Below are 19,410 nucleotides of genomic sequence, written 5' to 3' on the forward strand. Positions count from 1 at the left end.
TAGTCGTTCATCCAAGCTCACAGTTTTTCTCTTTTTCACTTTTTTTGAAAGTATTTCCTATAAGTATACAATATATCGGTCTTCACAAGGGAGAAAATCGATGGCGTTATGTTGTCATAAATGCATCCGTCAAAACGGCCGCAGGCGGGGGTCTTCAGCATCATAGTGAAAGCGCTATTAAAATTAGAGATAGGCTGACCGATACTGCTTGCCTGGCATTCGCTGCCGGCTTGCCGCGGGGGGTTCCGTTTGCAGGTTATGTCAACTTCCGTATCAAAAAAGGCGGCCGAAATGCCGCCTTTTTTTCAGACTGTGCGGCCTTGATGCGCCGCTGTATTTCTTTTGGTCTGCTTCGGCTGATACACTTTCCCGACAAACAGGTATCCGTATCTGAAATGGTTGCACACCCAAGATACGAAAATGGGACCGAGCGTGCAGATCAAAAATAAAAGAAGGATGGCAGCCGGCAAAGGCATTGACCGCAAATAGCCTTCCAGAAGATATCCGCTGATTAAAAAGTAGGAGTGCAGCAGATAGATTGAAAACGAATAGTTGCTGATTATCATCACAATCGCGGGCACTTTTTTGAGCTTTGAAAACAGATGAAAACACAGAAAGATCATACTGACCGCGTAAATCATAATATCCGGACGCTTAGAGGAAATGGAGCCGCCGCTGATATATGAAACGGCCACAATCAATATTGCCGATACGGCTGCACTGAAGTAAACCGCATAACGGTACTGATTGATGAGCGATAAAAAACGCGGATATTCCTTTCCGCAATAAAATGCCAGACAGAAATAAAACACCCAGCCCGGAAACGGAACCCAAAAGAACGGAAAAATAGAATCAAGCCCCGATGATGCCGGCGGATGAACGATGGAAAAGTAAGCCAGATAGACGGCGTTGATGATAAACGAAACAGACAGCACCCACACGGGAGATGTGTTGTTCAGCCAGCGGTGCAGCAGCATATGGAGAATGTAAAATTGAAAGATCACAAGAATGAAGTAGCCGATGAAGTTTCCTAAAAACACATTTTCTAAAAATTTACCGATCACTGAAACGAATCCGGCTCCTTCTTCCGCCACGCTTTTCATTAAAATGGCATCCACCGCGGCAATAAACAGAAACGGCACGAAAATGACTTTGCCCCTTTTCTTTAAAAAACCCGCGGGAACGCCTCCCGGGTATGACCTGGCAAGCAGAAATTCCGAAATAAAGATAAACGCCGGCGTGCTGAACATCAACAGGGTCCGAAAAGCATCAACCGTATGGGCGGCACTGGCTAAGGACTCTTCCTGAATCATCAGCACCATTGAAACTGCGTGAAGCAGAACCACACTTAAACAGGACAGGCAGCGAATCACGAAAATTTCTTTTATCTGCATGCGGCCGCTCCTTTTTCACAAGCGCGCCGGACTTTGGCGTATGCTTGGCGCAGCCATTTTTCCCGCAGCTCGGGTGTGCTCGTTTTGACGACAGAAAAAAGGTTCCGCTCGGCTTTTTGAATGCCGCAAAATTGCAGAATGCCTTTTTTCAGCGTAATCCAGTCCGAGTTTTTCCGGAACCACTTTAAGTACCAGCCCGGGGAATCCGCCGTATAAAAGACCTGTGCCGTCTCTGCCCGGAGCAGTCCTTTTACGCGGCCGTTTTCATATGTGTAGGCTTCTCCGGCGACAAGCACTCTGTCAAAAAAGCCTTTCATAATCGCCGGAACGCCTCCCCACCACAGCGGGTAGATGAAAATGAGATGATCCGCTTCTTTCATCAGTTTCCGGTATTTCTTCGTTTCAGCGTCCCGGTTCATGTCAGAGCGCTTTTTTTCGCCGCCGTACTTCAGCACGGGATCAAATTGGTCGGCGTATAAGTCAATGACCGTATAGCTTCGGCCGCTGTCCTTTAAAGCCATGACGACGTATTTTACGAGAGCCGCATTGAAACTGTTCTCATCCGGGTTTGCATACACAATCACCGTCTTCATATGTCCCTCCCAGTATTTCTTAATTTTTACAATGATTATATCATGATGTCATATGAATGAGGCAAAGACATGAGAAAGGCTTTTTCCAGTTCCGCTGCCGTTTCAATAACCCCTTTCTGCATATTTTCGCTGATTTTGCCGCCGCAGATTCAATTTCAAGCATCCGGCACTTCTGCGTTTTTGAGCGGCCGTATGGTATACTAGCTGTCAAATGAATGGGCTTGGAGGACAACATGAGAATTTTAAAGTACGCGATTTTAGGGCTTTTGCGAAAAGGCGAATTGAGCGGATATGATATATCGAGCTATTTTAAGGAAGAGCTCGGCCAGTTTTGGAGCGCAAAGCACAGCCAGATTTATCCGGAATTAAAAAAACTGACGGCTGAGGGATTTATTACGTTTCGCACTGCGATTCAAGGAACAAAGCTTGAGAAAAAAATGTACACGCTGACTGACAAGGGAGAGCTGGAGCTTGCTGCCTGGCTGACGAAAAAAGAACCGATTCCGGAAACGGTGAAGGATGAATTTATGCTGAAGGCTTATTTCATCTCAGCTTTGACGCAGGAAGAAGCGGATGAGCTATTCACCGATCAGCTCGTAAAGCGGCAGGAGAAATTGTCCGATCTGGAAAACAGTTATCAAGAACTGATGACATCGTCCGCGGAGGCGGATTCATTTTCTTCTCCTGATTTCGGCCATTACCTCGTGCTGACAAAAGCGCTTGAGCGGGAACGGAATTATATTTCCTGGCTTGAAGATATTTTGGCTCTCATCAAAAAAGCATAAACAAAACGGGGCGGCTCTGTATCTGCAAGCCGCCTGTTTACGTTCTGAGAACCGCATTGATAAACGAATCAGCCATTAAAATAAGAAAAAGCAGACTGAAATACACAATCGAATAAAAAAACATCCCCTTCGACCATTGCGTGTCATCCGCCGCCTGAAAGCCTTTGACGCTCCGGTACAGCCAGATGGCCCCGAGCAGGAGAGCGGACGCGGTATAAAACGGGCTGACGTCTATATATAGAGGAACGAGCAGCGAAACCGCAGTCAGAACGGCAATATAGCGCAGCATTTTTATTTTTGTGACGCGATTGCCTTTTATAATCGGCAAAAGCGGAATGCCGGCGGCACGATACTCTTCCTTTCGCCTGATTCCGATCGCCCAGAAATGCGGCGGCTGCCACAAAAACATAATCGCGTATAACAAAATCGCGGGCATATCAATGTACCCGGTCAGCGCGCAATAACCGATTAAAGGCGGAGCCGCCCCCGGAAAGCTGCCGACAAATGTGCTCCAGACGGATTGTCTTTTAAACCAAAGCGTATAAACGACGGCATACAGCAAAAATGCAAGCAGGCCAAGAACGGCGGTCAGTACATTAAGCGAAGCAAGCATGATGAATCCGCATGCGCCGAGACATGTGCCGTACAGGATCATGACCGGCGGCGGTATTCTCCCCGTGACGCTTGCGCGGGTGCGGGTTCGCGCCATCTTTGCGTCCATGCCGCGGTCAAAGAAGTTATTAAAAACAGTGCTTGATGCCATGACTAACGCCGTTCCGATCATAGCAACCGCCATGGCGGCAAATATACCGGGCCCTCCGACCGTCCTTTCCGACTGAAGCCATGCGATCCAAAATCCGCCCAATGCGGCGAGTGAATTTGAGATGATAATCCCCGGCTTGGCTAGAATGATAAAGTCCTTAACCGTCACCCGGTTTCCGTTATGCTTCATCGGCTGTTCCGTCTGTGCTGCATTTGAATTCATTTGTTCAGGTTCTCCTTTTTCGGCTTATCATATCAGGAAGAATCAGGAAGTACAATTTATTTTGGGCATTTTTCACACAATTGTAAATTGTGTATGAAAAGCCGCATCTTGTGACCGGATGCGGCTTTTGCCTTTTTCTATTCAAATTCTGCCCATACAACACCCTGATCCGCCGAACGGACACAATTTTCAATCCAGCGGATGCCCTGAGCTCGGGCCGGCGATGGCGGGCTCCATGCGTCATTTTTGCGCCTCACTGAGATGTTCGCTCTCTTCAGTCACAGACGTTCTTTCCCGAGCCTTTTCAAGAAAAACTTCAGAAAAATAAAAACCCTTGCCGGTTAGACGGCAAGGGTTGTTTCTTACAGTGTAAATGCGATATCCGCCCCTGATACAGGGTCTTTGACGAATACGCCCTCTTCTTTTTCTTCGATCTCAAAGCCGGCATCGGTCAGCGCTTTTGTCACACGTGACAGCTCTTTTTGATGCGGCAGCGCGATGGTGTAATAATCCAGCCCGCTTGCATTTCCCGGTTTCGGCGGCGCATGTTCTCCGGCCCATATATTCAGACCGATGTGATGGTGATACCCTCCCGCCGAAACAAACAGAGCAGACATGCCCGCGTAATTGCCGACAATGTCAAAACCGAGAATATCGGTGTAAAACGCTTTGGCTTCCTGTAAGTCCGTCACATGAAGATGGATGTGGCCGATAACAGTTCCTTCTGGGAGACGGCTTTTCCGTTCAGCTCCGGCTTCTTCCAAAAGCCCGTCCACATCGACGGGCGCCGTTTGCATGACATAATTGCCCTCTGCATCCCGGCGCCACGTGCTGCGGGGACGATCGGCGTATATTTCAATACCGTTGCCGTCCGGATCAGACAGGTAAAGAGCCTCACTGACCGCGTGATCCCCCTGACCGAGCGCGATGCCGTTTTCAATCAGCCTGGCCAATGCGATGCCGAGTTCTTTCCGGTCAGGCAGAAGTATCGCGAAATGGTAAAGGCCGGTGACAGACCGCTCCGGCAGAACGACGGCGCTTGGATTTTCTTCAAGCACCAGCAGGACGCGTTTTCCGTCTGCTGACAGTCTTGCTGAACGATCTGTCTGCGAGATGACTTGAAGGCCGATTACATTCCGGTAAAACCCGAGCGAGCGTTCCATATTTTTAATGGTCAATTTGACATAGCCGATTGCCGTATCTTGATGAATACCGGTCATTTAAACGCCTTCTTTCTTATGCTGAAAAAGTTTCTCCCTTTTTTGATTTGAAAAGGAGCTGATCCAATGAAAGCAGACGGCTTCCTGAAAGCGCTAAGTGAATTGACGCAACCAGTAAGATGAAATCAAATTCCGATCCGCCCATAAATGGTGAGGAAAGCTTCGCCGTGAAGATGGCGCCGACTAATGTGACGGCAAACAGAACGCCGATAATGCGCGTTGCCAAACCGAAAAAGATCAGAACCCCGCCGACAAGCTCAATCGTCGCGATGACATAGACCATAAAGGCCGGAATCCCGATGCTCTGGAAAAATTGCGCAGTTCCTTCCAACCCTTGAAACTTGGATAAACCGTGAACAAAAAAGATAATACCTGTTACAACCCTTAAAAGCAGTGTTCCGATTTCGAATGATTTATTCATAAAATCCTCCTTGAAAATTATTATCACTTACTTTATGTAAGCTAGTATATATACATAACTTATTTACGTCAAGTAATTTTGTTACATTTAACGAAAATAACTTAAAAGTACTATTTGCCTTCGCAAAAAAAGACCTCCGCACTCTGTCGGAGGTCTTTTTCCCTATCTATGATTCCCGGAACTGGCTTTCATATAATTCCCGGTAAAACCCGTTCTGCCTGAGAAGTTCGGCATGGGTTCCTTTTTCAGCCATTTCGCCGTCTTTCAGCACAAGAATCTGATCGGCTTTTTGAATCGTGTTCAGCCTGTGAGCGATGATGACGCTTGTTCTGCCCGCCATTAAACGGCCGAGCGCTTCTTGTATTTTCACTTCGGTCACTGTGTCAATGTTGCTCGTCGCTTCATCCAAAATGAGCAGCACCGGGTCCGCCAGCACAGCTCTTGCGATGGAAATAAGCTGTTTTTGTCCTTGGCTGATGCCCGCGCCGTTTTGGGTAAGGACGGTATCGTAGCCTTTCGGGAGCCGTTCGATGAATCCGTGGGCATTGGCGGCTTTTGCGGCTGCCTCCACCTCTTGATCAGATGCGTCCAGACGGCCGTAACGGATATTTTCCCTGATGGTGCCCTGAAAGAGAAAGGAATCCTGCAGGACAAACCCCATATTTTTTCTCAGACTGGATCTCGTCAGTTTTTTGATGTCCGTTCCGTCAATGAGGATTTTTCCGTTATTCGGCTCGTAAAAGCGGGCGATCAGACTCGTAACGGTCGTTTTACCCGCTCCGGTCGGTCCGACGAAGGCGATTGACTGTCCTTTCGGAACGCTGAAGGACAGGTGTTTTAAGATCAGGCTGTCTTCCTGATAGCCGAAGGAGACATCTCGGAATTCAATCTCTCCCGTTTTGATCGGCTGGTACAGTGCATGCTCTTCATCTTCCCGCTCCTCTTTTTCATCCAGCACGTCAAACACCCGCTCAGCCCCGGCGATGGCCGATAACATCGTATTGAACTGATTGGCTAAATCATTTAAAGGGCGCGTGAACTGCCGCGAGTATTCGGCGAATACGACGATAGATCCGATCGAAATCCATCCCTTCAGCGCAAACAGCCCGCCGACCGCCGCTATAATCGTAAAGCTTAAATTGTTTAAAGAGTTCATGACTTTCGGAATGAATCCCGAAATTGTCTGCGCCCAAAACCCCGATGATTGTAACGCCGCGTTTTTTTCTAAAAATTGTTCCATGACGCGGTCTTCCCTCGAATAGGCTTTAATGACCTTCGCCCCTGATATCGACTCTTCAATAAAACTGTTCAGCTCGCCGAGGTTTTTCTGCTGCTGTTTAAACAGCAGTCCCGTCCGGTTGGTGATCCATTTAATGCTCAAAAGCATGATCGGAATAATCAAAAGCGTGATCAATGTTAAAAGCGGACTCATGTACAGCATGACGGAGATTGTGCCGACGAATGTAATGACGCTCGACAGCACTTGAATGACGGATGTATTTAAAGTGGAGCTGACATTTTCGATATCATTGGTTACCCGGCTCATTAAGTCCCCGAGCCGCTGTTTATCAAAAAACGGAATCGGCAGCTCATGGAGATGGGTAAACAGCTCGCTCCGCATTTTAAACACGGTGCTTTGCGAGATATTGATCATCCAATAGTTTTGAAACCATAAGGACAATGATTGCACGAGGTAAATCCCAAACAGGATGAACAGCACCCCCGCCAATCCATCTGTCGTCTGTCCGACGATAAAATGATCAATCGCTTTCCCGATGACGAACGGTCCGAGCAGGCCGAATATGGCGCTTATGACTACCATGATGATCACAAGGGTTAAAAGCCCTTTTTTCTCGGCTACATAAGACCAGATTCTGCGCAGCGTGCCTTTTGTATCTTTTGCTTTCGCGCGTTTTCTGCCGCCTTCATTTGATTTGAGCGGTATTTTCGGATATCGGAAAGGTTTACGAATGTCTTTTTGCATTGTCAGCTCCCTCCTTTCCGAATTGTGATTCATAAATCTGCCGGTACAGATGAGACTGTGCCATCAGCTCCTTGTGCGTGCCTTTGGCCAGCAGTTCGCCGTCTTCAAGCAATAAGATGGTGTCAGCCTTCATTGCAGTCGTTATTTTCTGCGTAATAATCAGTGTCGTGCATTCATAGGATCGGATCGCTTGTAAAAGCTTCGCTTCCGTTTGAAGATCAAGCGCGCTCGTACTGTCATCTAACAGCAGGAGGGACGGCTTTCTGATAAAAGCGCGCGCGATGGAAATCCGCTGCTTCTGCCCGCCTGACAAATTGACGCCCCGCTGTCCCAGCACCGTGTCGTATCCGTTTGACAGCTTCATAATTGTTTCATGGATTTGCGCGTCTTTGGCCGCTTCCATTACTTCATCTAGTGAAGCATCCTCCCGCCCCCAGGCGATATTTTCACGGATTGTGCCCGAAAACAGAAGCACTTCCTGCGGAACATAGCCGATTTCCCTGCGCAGCCCGCAAGCGGAGAATTCACCGATCGGTTTGCCGTCTATGAAAATACTGCCCGAATCAGCCGTGTACAGGCGCGGAATCAGCTGAAAAAACGTTGATTTTCCTGAGCCTGTCGCGCCCATAATGGCAACCGTCTCTTTTGGGCTGGCAGAAAAGGACACGTGATGCAGCGCGTCTTTTTCCATGCCCGGATAGCGGAAGGACACTTCGCGAAACTCAATCCCGCCTGCAAGCGCCCGTGCCGGGTCCTGCCCCGTTCCCTCGCCGCCTTCTGTTTCCAGCACCTCGCCGATTCTTTCCCCGGAAGCCTTCGCCCGGGAAAATACCATGATGAGAAAAGGAAGGACGGACAGCGCACCTGTAATTCGCGTCGCATAGTTAATGACGGAAACGACATCGCCGACCTGCGCTCCGCCCTGAGCAATGCTTTTGGCGCCGAACCATAAGATAAACAAAATGCAAATGTTCATCAGCAGCATTAAAATCGGCATCGCCGCTTCCACGAGACGAAAAGCGGAGACCGTTTTTTCCATCAGCTTCGTATTCGATTTCAAAAAACGTTTCACTTCGTGGTTTGCACGGAGGAGCGCTTTAATCAGTTTGATCGCCGTCAGGTTTTCCTGCATGATCGTGTTGACCTGATCAAGCCGCTTTTGCACAGACCGAAACAGCGCGCCGCCTCTTTTCAGCACCCACAGCAAAAACAAAAGCAAAATCGGCACCGTGATCAGCAGAAAAAACCCGAGTTTCGCATTGACGGTCAGCGAGAGAATAATGCCGCCCGCGATCATTAACGGCGCACGAAGCATAAACCGGAGACTCATGAAAAGCATATTTTGGACCTGTGTCACATCGTTTGTCAGCCGGGTGATAAACGATGTGGATGAGAATTGTGCAAACGTCGAATAAGAGAAGGATTGAATTTTTTGAAAAAGCCCTTTTCGCGTATCATACGCATAGCTCTGGCTGATGTGGGCGGAGTAGAATGAATTTAAAATGCCCGATGCGAATGAAACAGCGGTCAGTCCGATCATCACGCCGCCCCACAGCCAAACCGTACCGAGATCCTGCTTTAAAATTCCTTCGTCAATGATTTTCCCGATCAGCAGGGGCTGTATCAGCTCTACCGCAAGCTCGATGAGCATGAAAAACAGAGCGATTCCCGCCAAAAGAGAATACGGTTTTACATATGATAAAGCCTTTGACATGTGTAAGCCTCCAAATCCTTTGTTCAATATGTATGTATATTTATTTTATTTGTTTGTCTTAAATGAATAAAGGATTAACCCTTGAACCCGTACTTTTATTATGTACTTTGTGTAAAAAAACGGAAATCATTGAGGATAAAAATTGAGGGAATGAGGGGTGCAGATATATGGAGGCTGTCTTATCTTTTCTTATTACCAGCTCCTGAACCGGAGCCTTGATTTTAAAATGAATTAGCGGAGCCTTTAAAAAGGCGTCCGCTATTCAGGATGGTCATTTATGCTTTGTCATTTCATTTAACGAATGAAAACGAGAGCGACCCCGAATCCTTTACCAGCATCAAACTCATTGATCACTTTCATGACCTGCCAGCGCTGGTTTGAAGCATCAGATTTTGTTGCAATCCCGTTATGAGCGTGAATAAAATCTCCCGGTTTCACAGTCTCATCGCATCTGACATATACCTGGCCGATGAGTCCGACAATGTTCCACTCGTCTCTCTCCTCTCTTGAAGCGTAGTCTTCTTCAGGCCGAAAGTCCGGATTTTCCTTTGGCGCCATGACCGTATGGCCGTTCGCATCTTTCTGTTCTTCATAAACATAGCCGCCAAATTCATTCTTTACGTATCGTCCCGACCAGTGAAAACTCGACTCGCCAAGAATCACTCCGGCGGTCTCGGAAATGACCCCAAGCATGAGGTCACCTTTTTCAGCCTGCCTGATCTTATCACCTTCAAGTGTGACAAGTGTTCCCGTCGGAATCTTTTCCCCGCTCAGGCTCTCAAAATACTCGGCGTAGTCAGAGAATGTCGAGGAACCTGTTACGCCTCCCGTAGCCTTAATTGTTCCTTCTTTTGCGTGAAGCTCAATCTTTCTGTTGGCTGATGACGGAGTGCTGCCGGAACCCCAGCCCCATACAGTTGAGTTCGCATTTGGGTTAATCGTATTATATGAACCGATTACTCCAGATTGAGAACCTCCTGCAGCCTGTCCCCGGACAGAACCGAAGACAAAGCCATTAGTTCCTGTAACATGGGAATCTTTAGATGCCATAACAGAAGATCCTTTATGTTTAAACAACTCATACGGTGTTTTTTTACCGCCTACATGAAATGTTGTTTCATATCCTTGAAAATCAATATTTGATATATTCAGATCCGGACCCGAAGAATAAAGTCCGACCGTTCCGCTGCCAGCTCCCAATCTATGCCCGTATACATTGCTCACTGTACAATTATCAACGCCTCCGCCAAAAGCAAGCCCCGTCGTGCCGCCGTCAACTAGAAAAACGCCGTCAATCATGCACTTACCTACCGCATTTTCTCCGCCAAGAACATACAGATCATGAGCAGCGGAGCGGAACCCGCGGATCGTAATATTCTTCAGATTGACATACCGCCCTTTGTAATAAATCATAATGATCGTGTCATTGCTGTAATCGTATGAACGATCTTCACAGATAGCTTGGAAATTCACTATATTAACTGAATCATAGCCCGAAACAACCAACGCACTCGCTCCGACGCCTTTATATATAGAATTTTGTTTAGGATTTGTTGCCTGACAATTTACTAATTGGACATCATGGGCAGTTTTTGATGTCGGCTCAGCCGATAAATGATGGCCAATATGTCTAATGCAAAAACCGATCGCATTTTCGTAAGCACGGCAATTAGCCAGTTGAACTCGTTTAGCCGCCGGTGCATAGTCATGCGCCTTAATTTCAAAACCGCGTGCACCGCCAATTGCAACACAGCTATCTACAAATACATCTTGAGAACCGTCATCGATCTCAAAGCAATTTGAATTTGACGTGCCATTCCCATTTCCCATCGGGTGATAGGAAACACAGTGGCTGAAAGTAGTGTGGAATCCAAAATGACAAGTAAAGTTATCATCCCCGGACCCTGTTGCTTCACAATGTGAAAACGTTACAAAGTTACAGCCGTTGGGCTGATAATAAGTTGGATCATCTTTTTCTCCATGTCTGTTATAGTTCGGGCTCGTGGAATCAAAGCCGTGCAGGCCGGCGTTCTTCGCAAACACATGCTCAACAAAAGAATAGTCAACATTCGCAAAAAGCAAACAGCTTGAAGTGGGGCCTTTCGGAATCTTCCAGCCGGCAGGACGCGTATCCTTGTTCCAATCCAAAGTGAGATGGCCGACATAAATATTTTCATTACCGTTCGTATAATCACTGTTGGTCAGAACAGAATGGCCGACCGGTGTTTCGTCTAATAATTTAATGACCGTTCTTTTCTTGCCTGCTCCGACAAGCATTGTATTTGAAGGAACAAACAATCCCGATGTTCTGAATACACCCGCGGGAACTGTTACGACATAACCTCCGTCGGCCATGGCATCATGAAATGCCTGCGTATCATCCGTTACGCCGTCACCTTTAGCTCCAAAATCCATAACGTTCCGCTCTGTCACATGTTCAAATCTGTTTTCATACATGTTAAGTCTTTCGTTTAAATTTTCATAAGTTGACGTGCCATTGCTAAGCGCAGCACCGATTTTGCTGTCAATCGCTTCAAAATTTTGAGCAATGCTTTCAACCTCAATCCCCTCCGTCTTATCGGGTTTGTAAAGTCCTAAGAAAGTCGTATAGTTTGTCATTGCCTTACCTCCTATTTTTGAATTGCTATTTTAAATACCGCAGAAGTCATTTCGTTTTTTGCACCCTCTCATTTTCACTCCTGCATGTACAGGTGGCAAAGGTATGACAAATTCATACATTTTTTCAAAACATAAAAAGAGCGCCGGATTAACAAGCGCTCTGCACATTGTCTGCTGCTGCAGTATTTTAGCCATTCAATATTTTCTCGACACGCTCCCGCATTTGCGGAACGCCTAATCCGACAATGACCTGAAGCGCCCTGCCTTTTCTGACGACCCCGTGGGCTCCCAGCTCTCTGAAATCGGCGTCACTTTTGACCTTTGATTCATCAGCGACAGTGACGCGGAGACGGGTGGCGCAGTTGGTGACCTCCGTAATATTGTCCTTTCCGCCCAGCGCTTCAATATACAAAGCGGCTGTATCCCGCTGTGTTTCGTCTGCCGCCGCTGTTTCTTTTGAAGCCTGCTTCCGTTCTCTGTACTCCTTTTTCGAATAGAGCTTTGTTTCCTGTCCTTCCTCTTTTTCTCTGCCCGGTGTGGCGATGTTGAATTTGAGAATGAGGAAACGGAAGACGAAAAAGTAAACAGCGGTAAAACACAACCCGATGATGATCTGGTATACATACGTCAAGCCATGGCTTGACGCCAGCGGGATCCAGTTCAAGGTCGCAGCTTCGATCAAACCGCCTCCCATATTTCCGACGACGCCGGCCATATACATGACGGTTGCCATGGAAGCGGCAAGTAAAGCATGAACCGCAAATAAAAACGGCGAGATAAAAAGGAATGTAAATTCAATCGGCTCTGTAATTCCTGCGACAATGGACGTCAAGGTGACCGGAATCAATAGGCCGGCGACGATTTTTTTCTTTTCCTTTGAAGCCGTGGCGTAAAAAGCGAGCGCGATTCCCGGAATGCCGAAGATTTTCGAGTTTCCGTGAAGCGCGAAGCCCCCCTGCGGGAACAATTCTTTCAGCGGTTTGACGCTTTGAGAGTATTCCCCGAGATGCTGGGCCCAATAGGTGACGATACCGCCTTCAGCCACAGCCGGACCGTAAACAAACGGCGAGTAAATAAAATGATGCAGGCCGGTCGGAATTAAAATCCGCTCCAGGAACGTGTAAATCCACACGCCGATCGCCCCGGAAGAAACGAGAAAACTTTGCAGCGAGCCGATTCCGGACTGAACCATCGGCCATACGTATGCCACCGCAAGTGAAATCGGTATCATAATGAAGAAAGAAATGATAACGATGTATGAAGATCCTTGAAAAATCCCCAGGAAATCCGGCAGTTTTTTATCAAAATAACGATTGTGCAAATACACGACAATAGATGAAATAAAGATGGCGCCGATAATATTCGTATCAAGCGTTTTGATCCCGGCGATCATCGTCAGCCCGCTCGTTCCGCCGGCTTCCTGATTCATATCGACGTGAAAAGCCCCGCCCCAAACCGTCAGAATCGCATTGATAAAGTAATTGAATGTCAGATAAACTGTAAGCGCTTCCAAACAAGCCCGCGCCTGCGCTTTTTTCGCTAAGGCGACAGGTATGCCGATCGCAAACAGGAGCGGCATTTGATTAAAGACGGTCCAGCCGCCCTGTTCAATGACGTACCAGCATTGATACCAAAGCCCGTCAGGATCAGCCAGCGGCCCCATCAGCGTTTTATTTTTAAACAGCGTACTCAGACCGACAATAATACCGGAAAATGCAAATAACAAAACAGGCACAAACATCGCGCTGCCGAAGCGCTGGACTTTTTGCATCATTTCACGTGACCTCCCGCTATTTATCAAAATTTTCGAGCTCTTTATAATCAACATATGCACGGAATAACGCTTCGCCCACCAGAAAAAACGGGGCAAATGCGACGATTTCCGTTTTATCGCTTAACGTCACCGGCTTGCTGGTCGCATAAAGATTATACGGCGTCGTTTGCGCCAGTACGTTGTTTTTCAGATTGGTGATTGAAATAAACGGAACTCCCTTTGCGGACAGGGTCCTTACCTGCGGAATTAATTCGGGTGTTTCGCCTGATAAAGAAATAATGATGAATACGTCATCAACCTTAAAATCATCACACATGATATCAAACTCTGTGATGTCCTGAATTAAAATCAGATACTTCCGCCGGGATACAAACATCCGCTGAAGCTCACGGGCGCACACCCTCTGAGCCGTGCCCGATCCGTAAACGAAAATCCGTTTTGCTTCATCTATCAGCCGGCACATCTCCGTCATATCTTTTGACTTCACATATTTTACATTGGCTTCAATATCATCCAGCAGCTTTTCAAACGTCATATTCTCGCCCTCTTCAGGCTGATCCTCCCATTTCAGAAAAACCCGGAATTCACTGTAGCCGCTGAAGCCCAGCTTTTGGGCGAGCCGCAGGATGGAAGACCGAGAGACATTGCAGGCTTTCGCCATATCATTGATACCGAGATGGTAGCACGTATGTTTATGATTCAATATATATTTTAAAATATAAAAATCGTTGTCATTTAATTTCGTGTAATGCTGATTAACCAGTTCTTCAAGACTCATCCCAAAAATCCCCCCGTTTTCTTTCTATTATATAGAATAACAGATAAAGAAAACGGGGAAGATTGTCATCAGGAAATAGGAGACGGACTCATATCAAGCTCAGGCCAGTAGTCCTTATTAGCCTCCATCAGATCTTCAAGAATCAGTCTTGCCACACGGGCATTCGGCACTGTTTTTGACAGGATCAGCGCCTGCCATAGCTTTTGAAATGACCGCTCTTCCCACGCTTCAGCCGTCAGTTTTTCGACAGACACCTGCTGTTCCATCAGGCCTTTTTGAAATTGCGGTATATTCCCGACCGAGAGGGGTTCCGGTCCGTTTGAGCCTACGAGACAAGGAATCTCAACCATGGCTGATGGATCAAAGTTTGCGATCGCGCCGTTATTTTCAACGATTAACAGCATTCTCTCCCCTGTGTTGTAGGCGATGGCCCTGGCAAGGTCGACGATATAGGAAGCATGATCATCAATTTTAATTTCACTGTTCTCCGATGATTGTTCGCGCGTAATCATATCGCATTGGCTGAAAATGAAAGCTTCGCGCCCTTCCATAACTTCATTGGCTCTCGTATGGTTCGGGTTTGATTTTTTCACCATATCATCCGGGAATAAGTAATATTGCAGATATGTGTTCGGGAGCGTATCCGGATCAGCCGCCTGTACGTCGCGCGCTTTTTTGAATGTGTCATTCCAGCTTGCTTCAGTCTGTTCGGCCTCCGTCTTCGGAACGTAGCCGTATTCACGGACATGCTCTTTCAGCTTCGGCATTAAATCATTGCCATGCCGGTCTGTGATGGACGTCCACCAGCCAAAGTGGTTTAAGCCGTAGTAACGGACGTTCATTTCTTTTCGTGAAGATAATCCGAGGATGTTCGCCATGCGATCCTCAATTCCGACCGGCATGTCGCAGATGTTCAATATTTTTGAATTCGGTCTTAGGCGTCGTGTAGCTTCAGCCACAATCGCCGCCGGATTGGAGTAATTCAGCATCCATGCGTCAGGCGAGTACGTTTCCATATAATCAAGAATCTCCAGAACACCGCCGATAGAGCGCATGCCATATGCGATTCCGCCCGGCCCGCATGTTTCCTGGCCGACCACGCCGTACTTCAGCGGGATTTGTTCATCAAGCGCGCGCATCGCATATTTTCCGACGCGGATATGCGCCATGACGAAGTCAACATCCGTAAAAGCCGTCTCTGGGTCATCAGTCGCCAAAAATTCAATGTCCGGCGCTTTTTCTTTTATGAATACCTCACACGCACCCGCAATCCGCTCCTGCCTTTCTTTATCATTGTCATAAAGTTTCAGCTTTCTGATCGGAAACTCTTCCAGGTGATTCAAAAGCATTAATACAATTCCGGGGGTAAATGTGCTGCCGCCGCCTGCAATAACGATTGAGAATGATTTGTCTGTCATGTGAAGCCCTCCTCTGATAACGTTTACATTTTATTTATATCATGAGAAGGTCCGATCTGTACCGGGTTTGGAGGAGTTAGATCATTTAATCATTTTTAGTTATTTTTCTCAAAAAGCGGGAAAGTTCCCACAGGTAAGAAAGAGGCCTGCTGTCATCAGCAGACCCATTCTCAAAAATGCTCTTGTAAATCAGAAAGCAGCACTTCCTGCTCAAATTGAGGATTTCCGATCGGAAAAATTCTGGCTGTTTCCTTGTCTTCGTTGACATGCTGAATATAAATCGGAACTCCTTCATACGTCACATACGCCATGGCGGCGGATTCCGAAATGTCTTTCGCACGCTGTGTATTCACGTCTCAAACCTCCTTTAGGCCTCACACATAACGTGTCCGGCAGCCAAGAGAAGTATGCTTGTTTCTTACAATTGTCCGGCGGTGAGTTTGAATTTTTTGAGACGTTTGTAAAACGTGCTCCGCGGGATTCCGGCCATTTTGGCGGCCAGCGTGACATTCCCCTTCGCCGATTCAAGCGCGTTTACGATGATGTTTTTCTGAATGTGCTCCCGGATGGAGACAGGGGACGCTTCTTCCTGTTCATAAGACTCGGCCGCCTCTTTAAGACCTGACGCTTCAAGCAGGGCTGCGATGGGGCGCCCTGACAGCCGCCCGTCCGGGAACATGACGGAAAGACGTTCAAATACATTAAACAATTCCCTGATGTTCCCCGGCCATTTCCGGCTCTTTAATAGGTCTAAAAAGTCATCAGGAAGCTCCCCGCGCCAGCCGCGATTTCGCTGAAATTCAAGGAAGAGTCCTGGAATGTCTTCGGTGCGTTCTCTTAATGGAGGGAGATGGATCGGACAGACGTGAAGCCGGTAAAATAAATCTTCTCTCAGCTTTTTGCATTCGACAAGCTGTCTCAGATCAGTGTGGGTGGCAGTGATGATCCTGATGTCAACGGGAATCTCTTTTGTCCCGCCGACCGGGGTGACTTTCCGTTCCTGCAGCACCCGTAACAGAGCGACCTGCATGGAGTGTGATATTTCTCCGATTTCATCGAGGAAAAGCGTGCCTTTATCGGCTTTTTGCAAAGCGCCGTTATGTCCTTTCCGTTTGGCCCCGGTGAAGGCGCCTTCCGAGTAGCCGAACAGTTCGCTTTCAATCAGCTTTTCGGGGACCGCTCCGCAATTGACGGCGATAAACGGGCCGTTTTTCCTGGAGCTGTTGTTATGAATCGCCCGGGCGGCAACCTCCTTTCCCGTCCCGGTTTCTCCCGTAAGACAAACGGTTGCGTCCGTTCGGGCGACAAGCTCCAGCTGCTGAAGCATATGGCGGGATGACGGGCTTTTGCCTGCCGCACCATGGAATATAAAAGACGGCTTTTCTTCTCGTTTGGATAAATAAACGCATGTGTAACCGTTCTCCTCCCGCTTCGCCTGCTTGATGTGATAGCCCTGTTCCTCAAGCTCGCGCAGCATATGTCCGGTAAAATGCTGAACGGGACGGCTTCCGGCGATAACCCGGCTCATTTCATTGCAAAGCACGATTGGATCGTGTGACCGGGTCAGCCCGGTGAATTTGCTGATCATGTCAAGTTCTGTCATTTTGATCTTTAGGGCAAGCTCCCGTTCCGCCGTATAAGCGATGGAGGAGGCAATTCCGAGCATAAAAGGCTGAGCGCGGGCGGCGGGGCAGGAAATATCAATGACACCCGCCAGCCGCCCGTCTTCATAACGGATCGGCGCGGCGGAACAGCTCCATTGATGAGAAGCGAGCGAATAATGTTCAGAGCCGTGTATCATGACCGGCTCATTTGTATAAAGAGCCGTCCCGATCGCATTCGTGCCGACGGCCGTTTCCGTCCAGCGGGCGCCTTTTAAGAAATTGATGCGGTTCGCTTCATGAATGGTGCGCGGGTGACCGTCAACTGAATGGACAACGCCGTCTGAATCAATCAGGAGAACCATCATTTCCATTTCCCGCATTGCCGTTTTCATTCTTTCTGCATGAGGCATTGAGGCTGCTAAAAATAATGAATGCTTCTCGGCCTGCCTTTCTAAATGATCTGCCGGCATTACATTCGGCCCCTTTTCGAGATAAGGGTTGACGTCGGCTTTTTTGCAGCGGTGCCATGAGGCGGCCACCCGCTTCTGAATACGGGATTCATCAAGCACACCTTCTTTCACAAAGCGCTTCCAGGTTTTAAAATCATTCCGAATGACATTCATTGTATTCGCTCCCCCCTGTTCAGACCATCTTTTCATATATTGTAGGGGAAAAATAAAGCGCTTTCAACGAAAAATACCCCTTCTCATCTGAGAAAGGGTATTCCGGTTATACGGAATGCACCGCAAGTCCGGTGACATTCAGCAGGGCTTCCTGAAGCGTTTCTGACAGAGTCGGATGCGCCGCGATAAAGTGCTCCGACATATCCGCCGTCATTTCACCGTTCATCATCATGACCGCCTGACCGATCAATTCCGTCACGTCCGGCCCGATCATTGACACGCCGACGATTTCTCCGAATTCCGGTTCGGCAATGATTTTCATTTTGCCGCCATGCTGATGTTTAATTAACGCTTTTCCGTTAGCAGAAAATGAGCATTCTCCAATTTTCACATCTCCGTATGTCTCTCTCGCCTGTGTTTCCGTCAGCCCGACAGCGGCCATTTCCGGTGATGTATAAATACAGCGGGGCACCGCCCGCATATTGACTTTGCTGTCCTTTCCCGAGGCATGCGCGGCGGCTGTGATACCTTCATGAATGGCGGCATGCGCGAGCTGCATTCCTCCGGCCGCATCGCCGCATGCGTATATATGAGGCACATTGGTCTGCATATGGTCATTGACTTCAATGCCGCGCGGAGAATACCGGATGCCGGCCTGATCCAGATTCAGCTTTTGCAAACGCGGTTTTCTCCCGATTGCAACCAAAACGTGATCAGCCTGAGCCTCAATTTCTTTGCCGTCTTTTGTCCACACGGCGGTTTTCCTTTCTTTGTCAATCCGCTGAAGGGCGGCTTTTGTCTGAATATCAGCCCCGCTGTCTCTTAAAGAGTCTTCAAAAACGGCGGCGATTTCCCCGTCTTCTGCCGGGAGCAGCCGGTCAGCCGATTCAATCACCGTCACTTTCGTTTTAAACCGGCTGAATAAAGAGGCAAATTCACAGCCGATCACACCTCCCCCGACAATAAGCAGGGAAGAAGGGATTTTCTGTAAAGAAAGCGCGTCTTTGCTGTCGATCACCCAATCGCCGTCAAATGGGGCAAACGGCAGCTCCGCCGGTTCAGATCCGGATGCAATCAATATCCGATCCGCTTCCAGAATGTCTTTTGCGCCTCCTTCTCCTTCAACAAGCAATGTCTGCTCTGTGAGAAATGAAGCTGTCCCGCTGATGACTTTAATCTGATTTGCTTTCATTAAGTATTGAATTCCCTGCACGAGCTGGCTGACGATTTGCCGTTTGCGCCCCTGCATGCGGGCCCAATTGAGTGTAATGTTTTGCGGCAGTTCGATGCCGAATGTATTTGCATGCCTGATTTTATCGAGCACATTCGCGCTTTCCAAAAGCGACTTTGTCGGGATGCATCCCTCATTGAGACAAGTGCCCCCGAGCGGCCCTTTGTCGATCAGAACGACTTCTTCTCCCCTCCGCGCGGCAGTCACGGCAGCTGCATATCCGGCAGGCCCGCCGCCGATAATGGCTAGTGTCAATCTCTTCACCCT

At 48.1% G+C, this 19,410-nt stretch carries 15 protein-coding genes; 1 reads left to right on the plus strand and 14 read right to left on the minus strand.

Translation table 11 applies throughout. The annotated features are described in order from the left end of the window. Positions 1–305 precede the first annotated feature (305 nt). Together SB847_RS19155 and SB847_RS19160 are read right to left on the minus strand one after the other, a co-directional pair. Positions 306–1,394: an acyltransferase family protein gene (locus SB847_RS19155; RefSeq protein ID WP_410578331.1), complete on the minus strand. Its 1,089-nt coding sequence runs from the start codon at positions 1,392–1,394 to the stop codon at positions 306–308. After that, on the minus strand, positions 1,385–1,987 hold the full coding sequence (locus SB847_RS19160; RefSeq protein ID WP_032872373.1) for an NAD(P)H-dependent oxidoreductase: 603 nt from the start codon (positions 1,985–1,987) through the stop codon (positions 1,385–1,387). Before SB847_RS19160 ends, SB847_RS19155 begins: the two co-directional genes overlap by 10 nt. 233 nt (positions 1,988–2,220) lie before the next feature. Here SB847_RS19160 and SB847_RS19165 point away from each other — a divergent pair, with 233 nt between their 5' ends. Beyond that, complete coding sequence (locus tag SB847_RS19165; protein WP_044801988.1) at positions 2,221–2,772, plus strand: PadR family transcriptional regulator; 552 nt, start codon at positions 2,221–2,223, stop codon at positions 2,770–2,772. A gap of 37 nt (positions 2,773–2,809) precedes the next feature. Here the strand turns inward: SB847_RS19165 and cyoE are convergent, their stop codons facing one another. From cyoE to lpdA, 12 genes are all read right to left on the minus strand, one after another. Then, positions 2,810–3,757: a heme o synthase gene (gene cyoE / locus SB847_RS19170; RefSeq protein WP_045207003.1), complete on the minus strand. Its 948-nt coding sequence runs from the start codon at positions 3,755–3,757 to the stop codon at positions 2,810–2,812. A gap of 362 nt (positions 3,758–4,119) precedes the next feature. Further along, the gene (gene catE, locus SB847_RS19175) at positions 4,120–4,977 is read right to left on the minus strand and encodes a catechol 2,3-dioxygenase (RefSeq protein ID WP_101670547.1); all 858 of its coding nucleotides are present in this window, start codon (positions 4,975–4,977) and stop codon (positions 4,120–4,122) included. A 16-nt stretch (positions 4,978–4,993) separates the two neighbouring features. Beyond that, positions 4,994–5,398, minus strand: a complete 405-nt coding sequence (gene catD / locus SB847_RS19180) for a DoxX family oxidoreductase CatD (protein WP_410578335.1) — start codon at positions 5,396–5,398, stop codon at positions 4,994–4,996. Between the two features lie 166 nt (positions 5,399–5,564). Further along, positions 5,565–7,382, minus strand: a complete 1,818-nt coding sequence (locus SB847_RS19185; RefSeq protein ID WP_410578337.1) for an ABC transporter ATP-binding protein — start codon at positions 7,380–7,382, stop codon at positions 5,565–5,567. Next, a complete protein-coding gene (locus SB847_RS19190) occupies positions 7,363–9,096 on the minus strand; it encodes an ABC transporter ATP-binding protein (protein WP_410565108.1) in 1,734 nt (577 codons plus the stop codon). Before SB847_RS19190 ends, SB847_RS19185 begins: the two co-directional genes overlap by 20 nt. A 294-nt stretch (positions 9,097–9,390) precedes the next feature. Then, positions 9,391–11,715: a peptidase G2 autoproteolytic cleavage domain-containing protein gene (locus SB847_RS19195; protein WP_410578339.1), complete on the minus strand. Its 2,325-nt coding sequence runs from the start codon at positions 11,713–11,715 to the stop codon at positions 9,391–9,393. A 187-nt stretch (positions 11,716–11,902) separates the two neighbouring features. Then, on the minus strand, positions 11,903–13,489 hold the full coding sequence (locus SB847_RS19200; protein WP_108654886.1) for an alpha-glucoside-specific PTS transporter subunit IIBC: 1,587 nt from the start codon (positions 13,487–13,489) through the stop codon (positions 11,903–11,905). 16 nt (positions 13,490–13,505) lie between these two features. Further along, positions 13,506–14,267 carry a MurR/RpiR family transcriptional regulator gene (locus SB847_RS19205; protein ID WP_406529583.1) on the minus strand — a complete coding sequence of 254 codons (762 nt, stop codon included), beginning with the start codon at positions 14,265–14,267 and terminating at the stop codon, positions 13,506–13,508. Between the two features lie 68 nt (positions 14,268–14,335). Next, complete coding sequence (gene glvA, locus SB847_RS19210) at positions 14,336–15,685, minus strand: maltose-6'-phosphate glucosidase (RefSeq protein ID WP_375005083.1); 1,350 nt, start codon at positions 15,683–15,685, stop codon at positions 14,336–14,338. A gap of 170 nt (positions 15,686–15,855) precedes the next feature. After that, a complete protein-coding gene (locus SB847_RS19215) occupies positions 15,856–16,038 on the minus strand; it encodes an H-type small acid-soluble spore protein (protein WP_003155535.1) in 183 nt (60 codons plus the stop codon). Positions 16,039–16,103: 65 nt separating this feature from the next. Continuing rightward, complete coding sequence (locus SB847_RS19220) at positions 16,104–17,912, minus strand: sigma-54-dependent Fis family transcriptional regulator (protein ID WP_410578342.1); 1,809 nt, start codon at positions 17,910–17,912, stop codon at positions 16,104–16,106. A 106-nt stretch (positions 17,913–18,018) separates the two neighbouring features. Next, on the minus strand, positions 18,019–19,398 hold the full coding sequence (gene lpdA, locus SB847_RS19225) for a dihydrolipoyl dehydrogenase (protein WP_410565096.1): 1,380 nt from the start codon (positions 19,396–19,398) through the stop codon (positions 18,019–18,021). Between the last annotated feature and the right edge of the window lie 12 nt (positions 19,399–19,410).

This window comes from Bacillus sp. SIMBA_026 (assembly GCF_046535335.1).
Lineage (GTDB): Bacteria > Bacillota > Bacilli > Bacillales > Bacillaceae > Bacillus > Bacillus velezensis.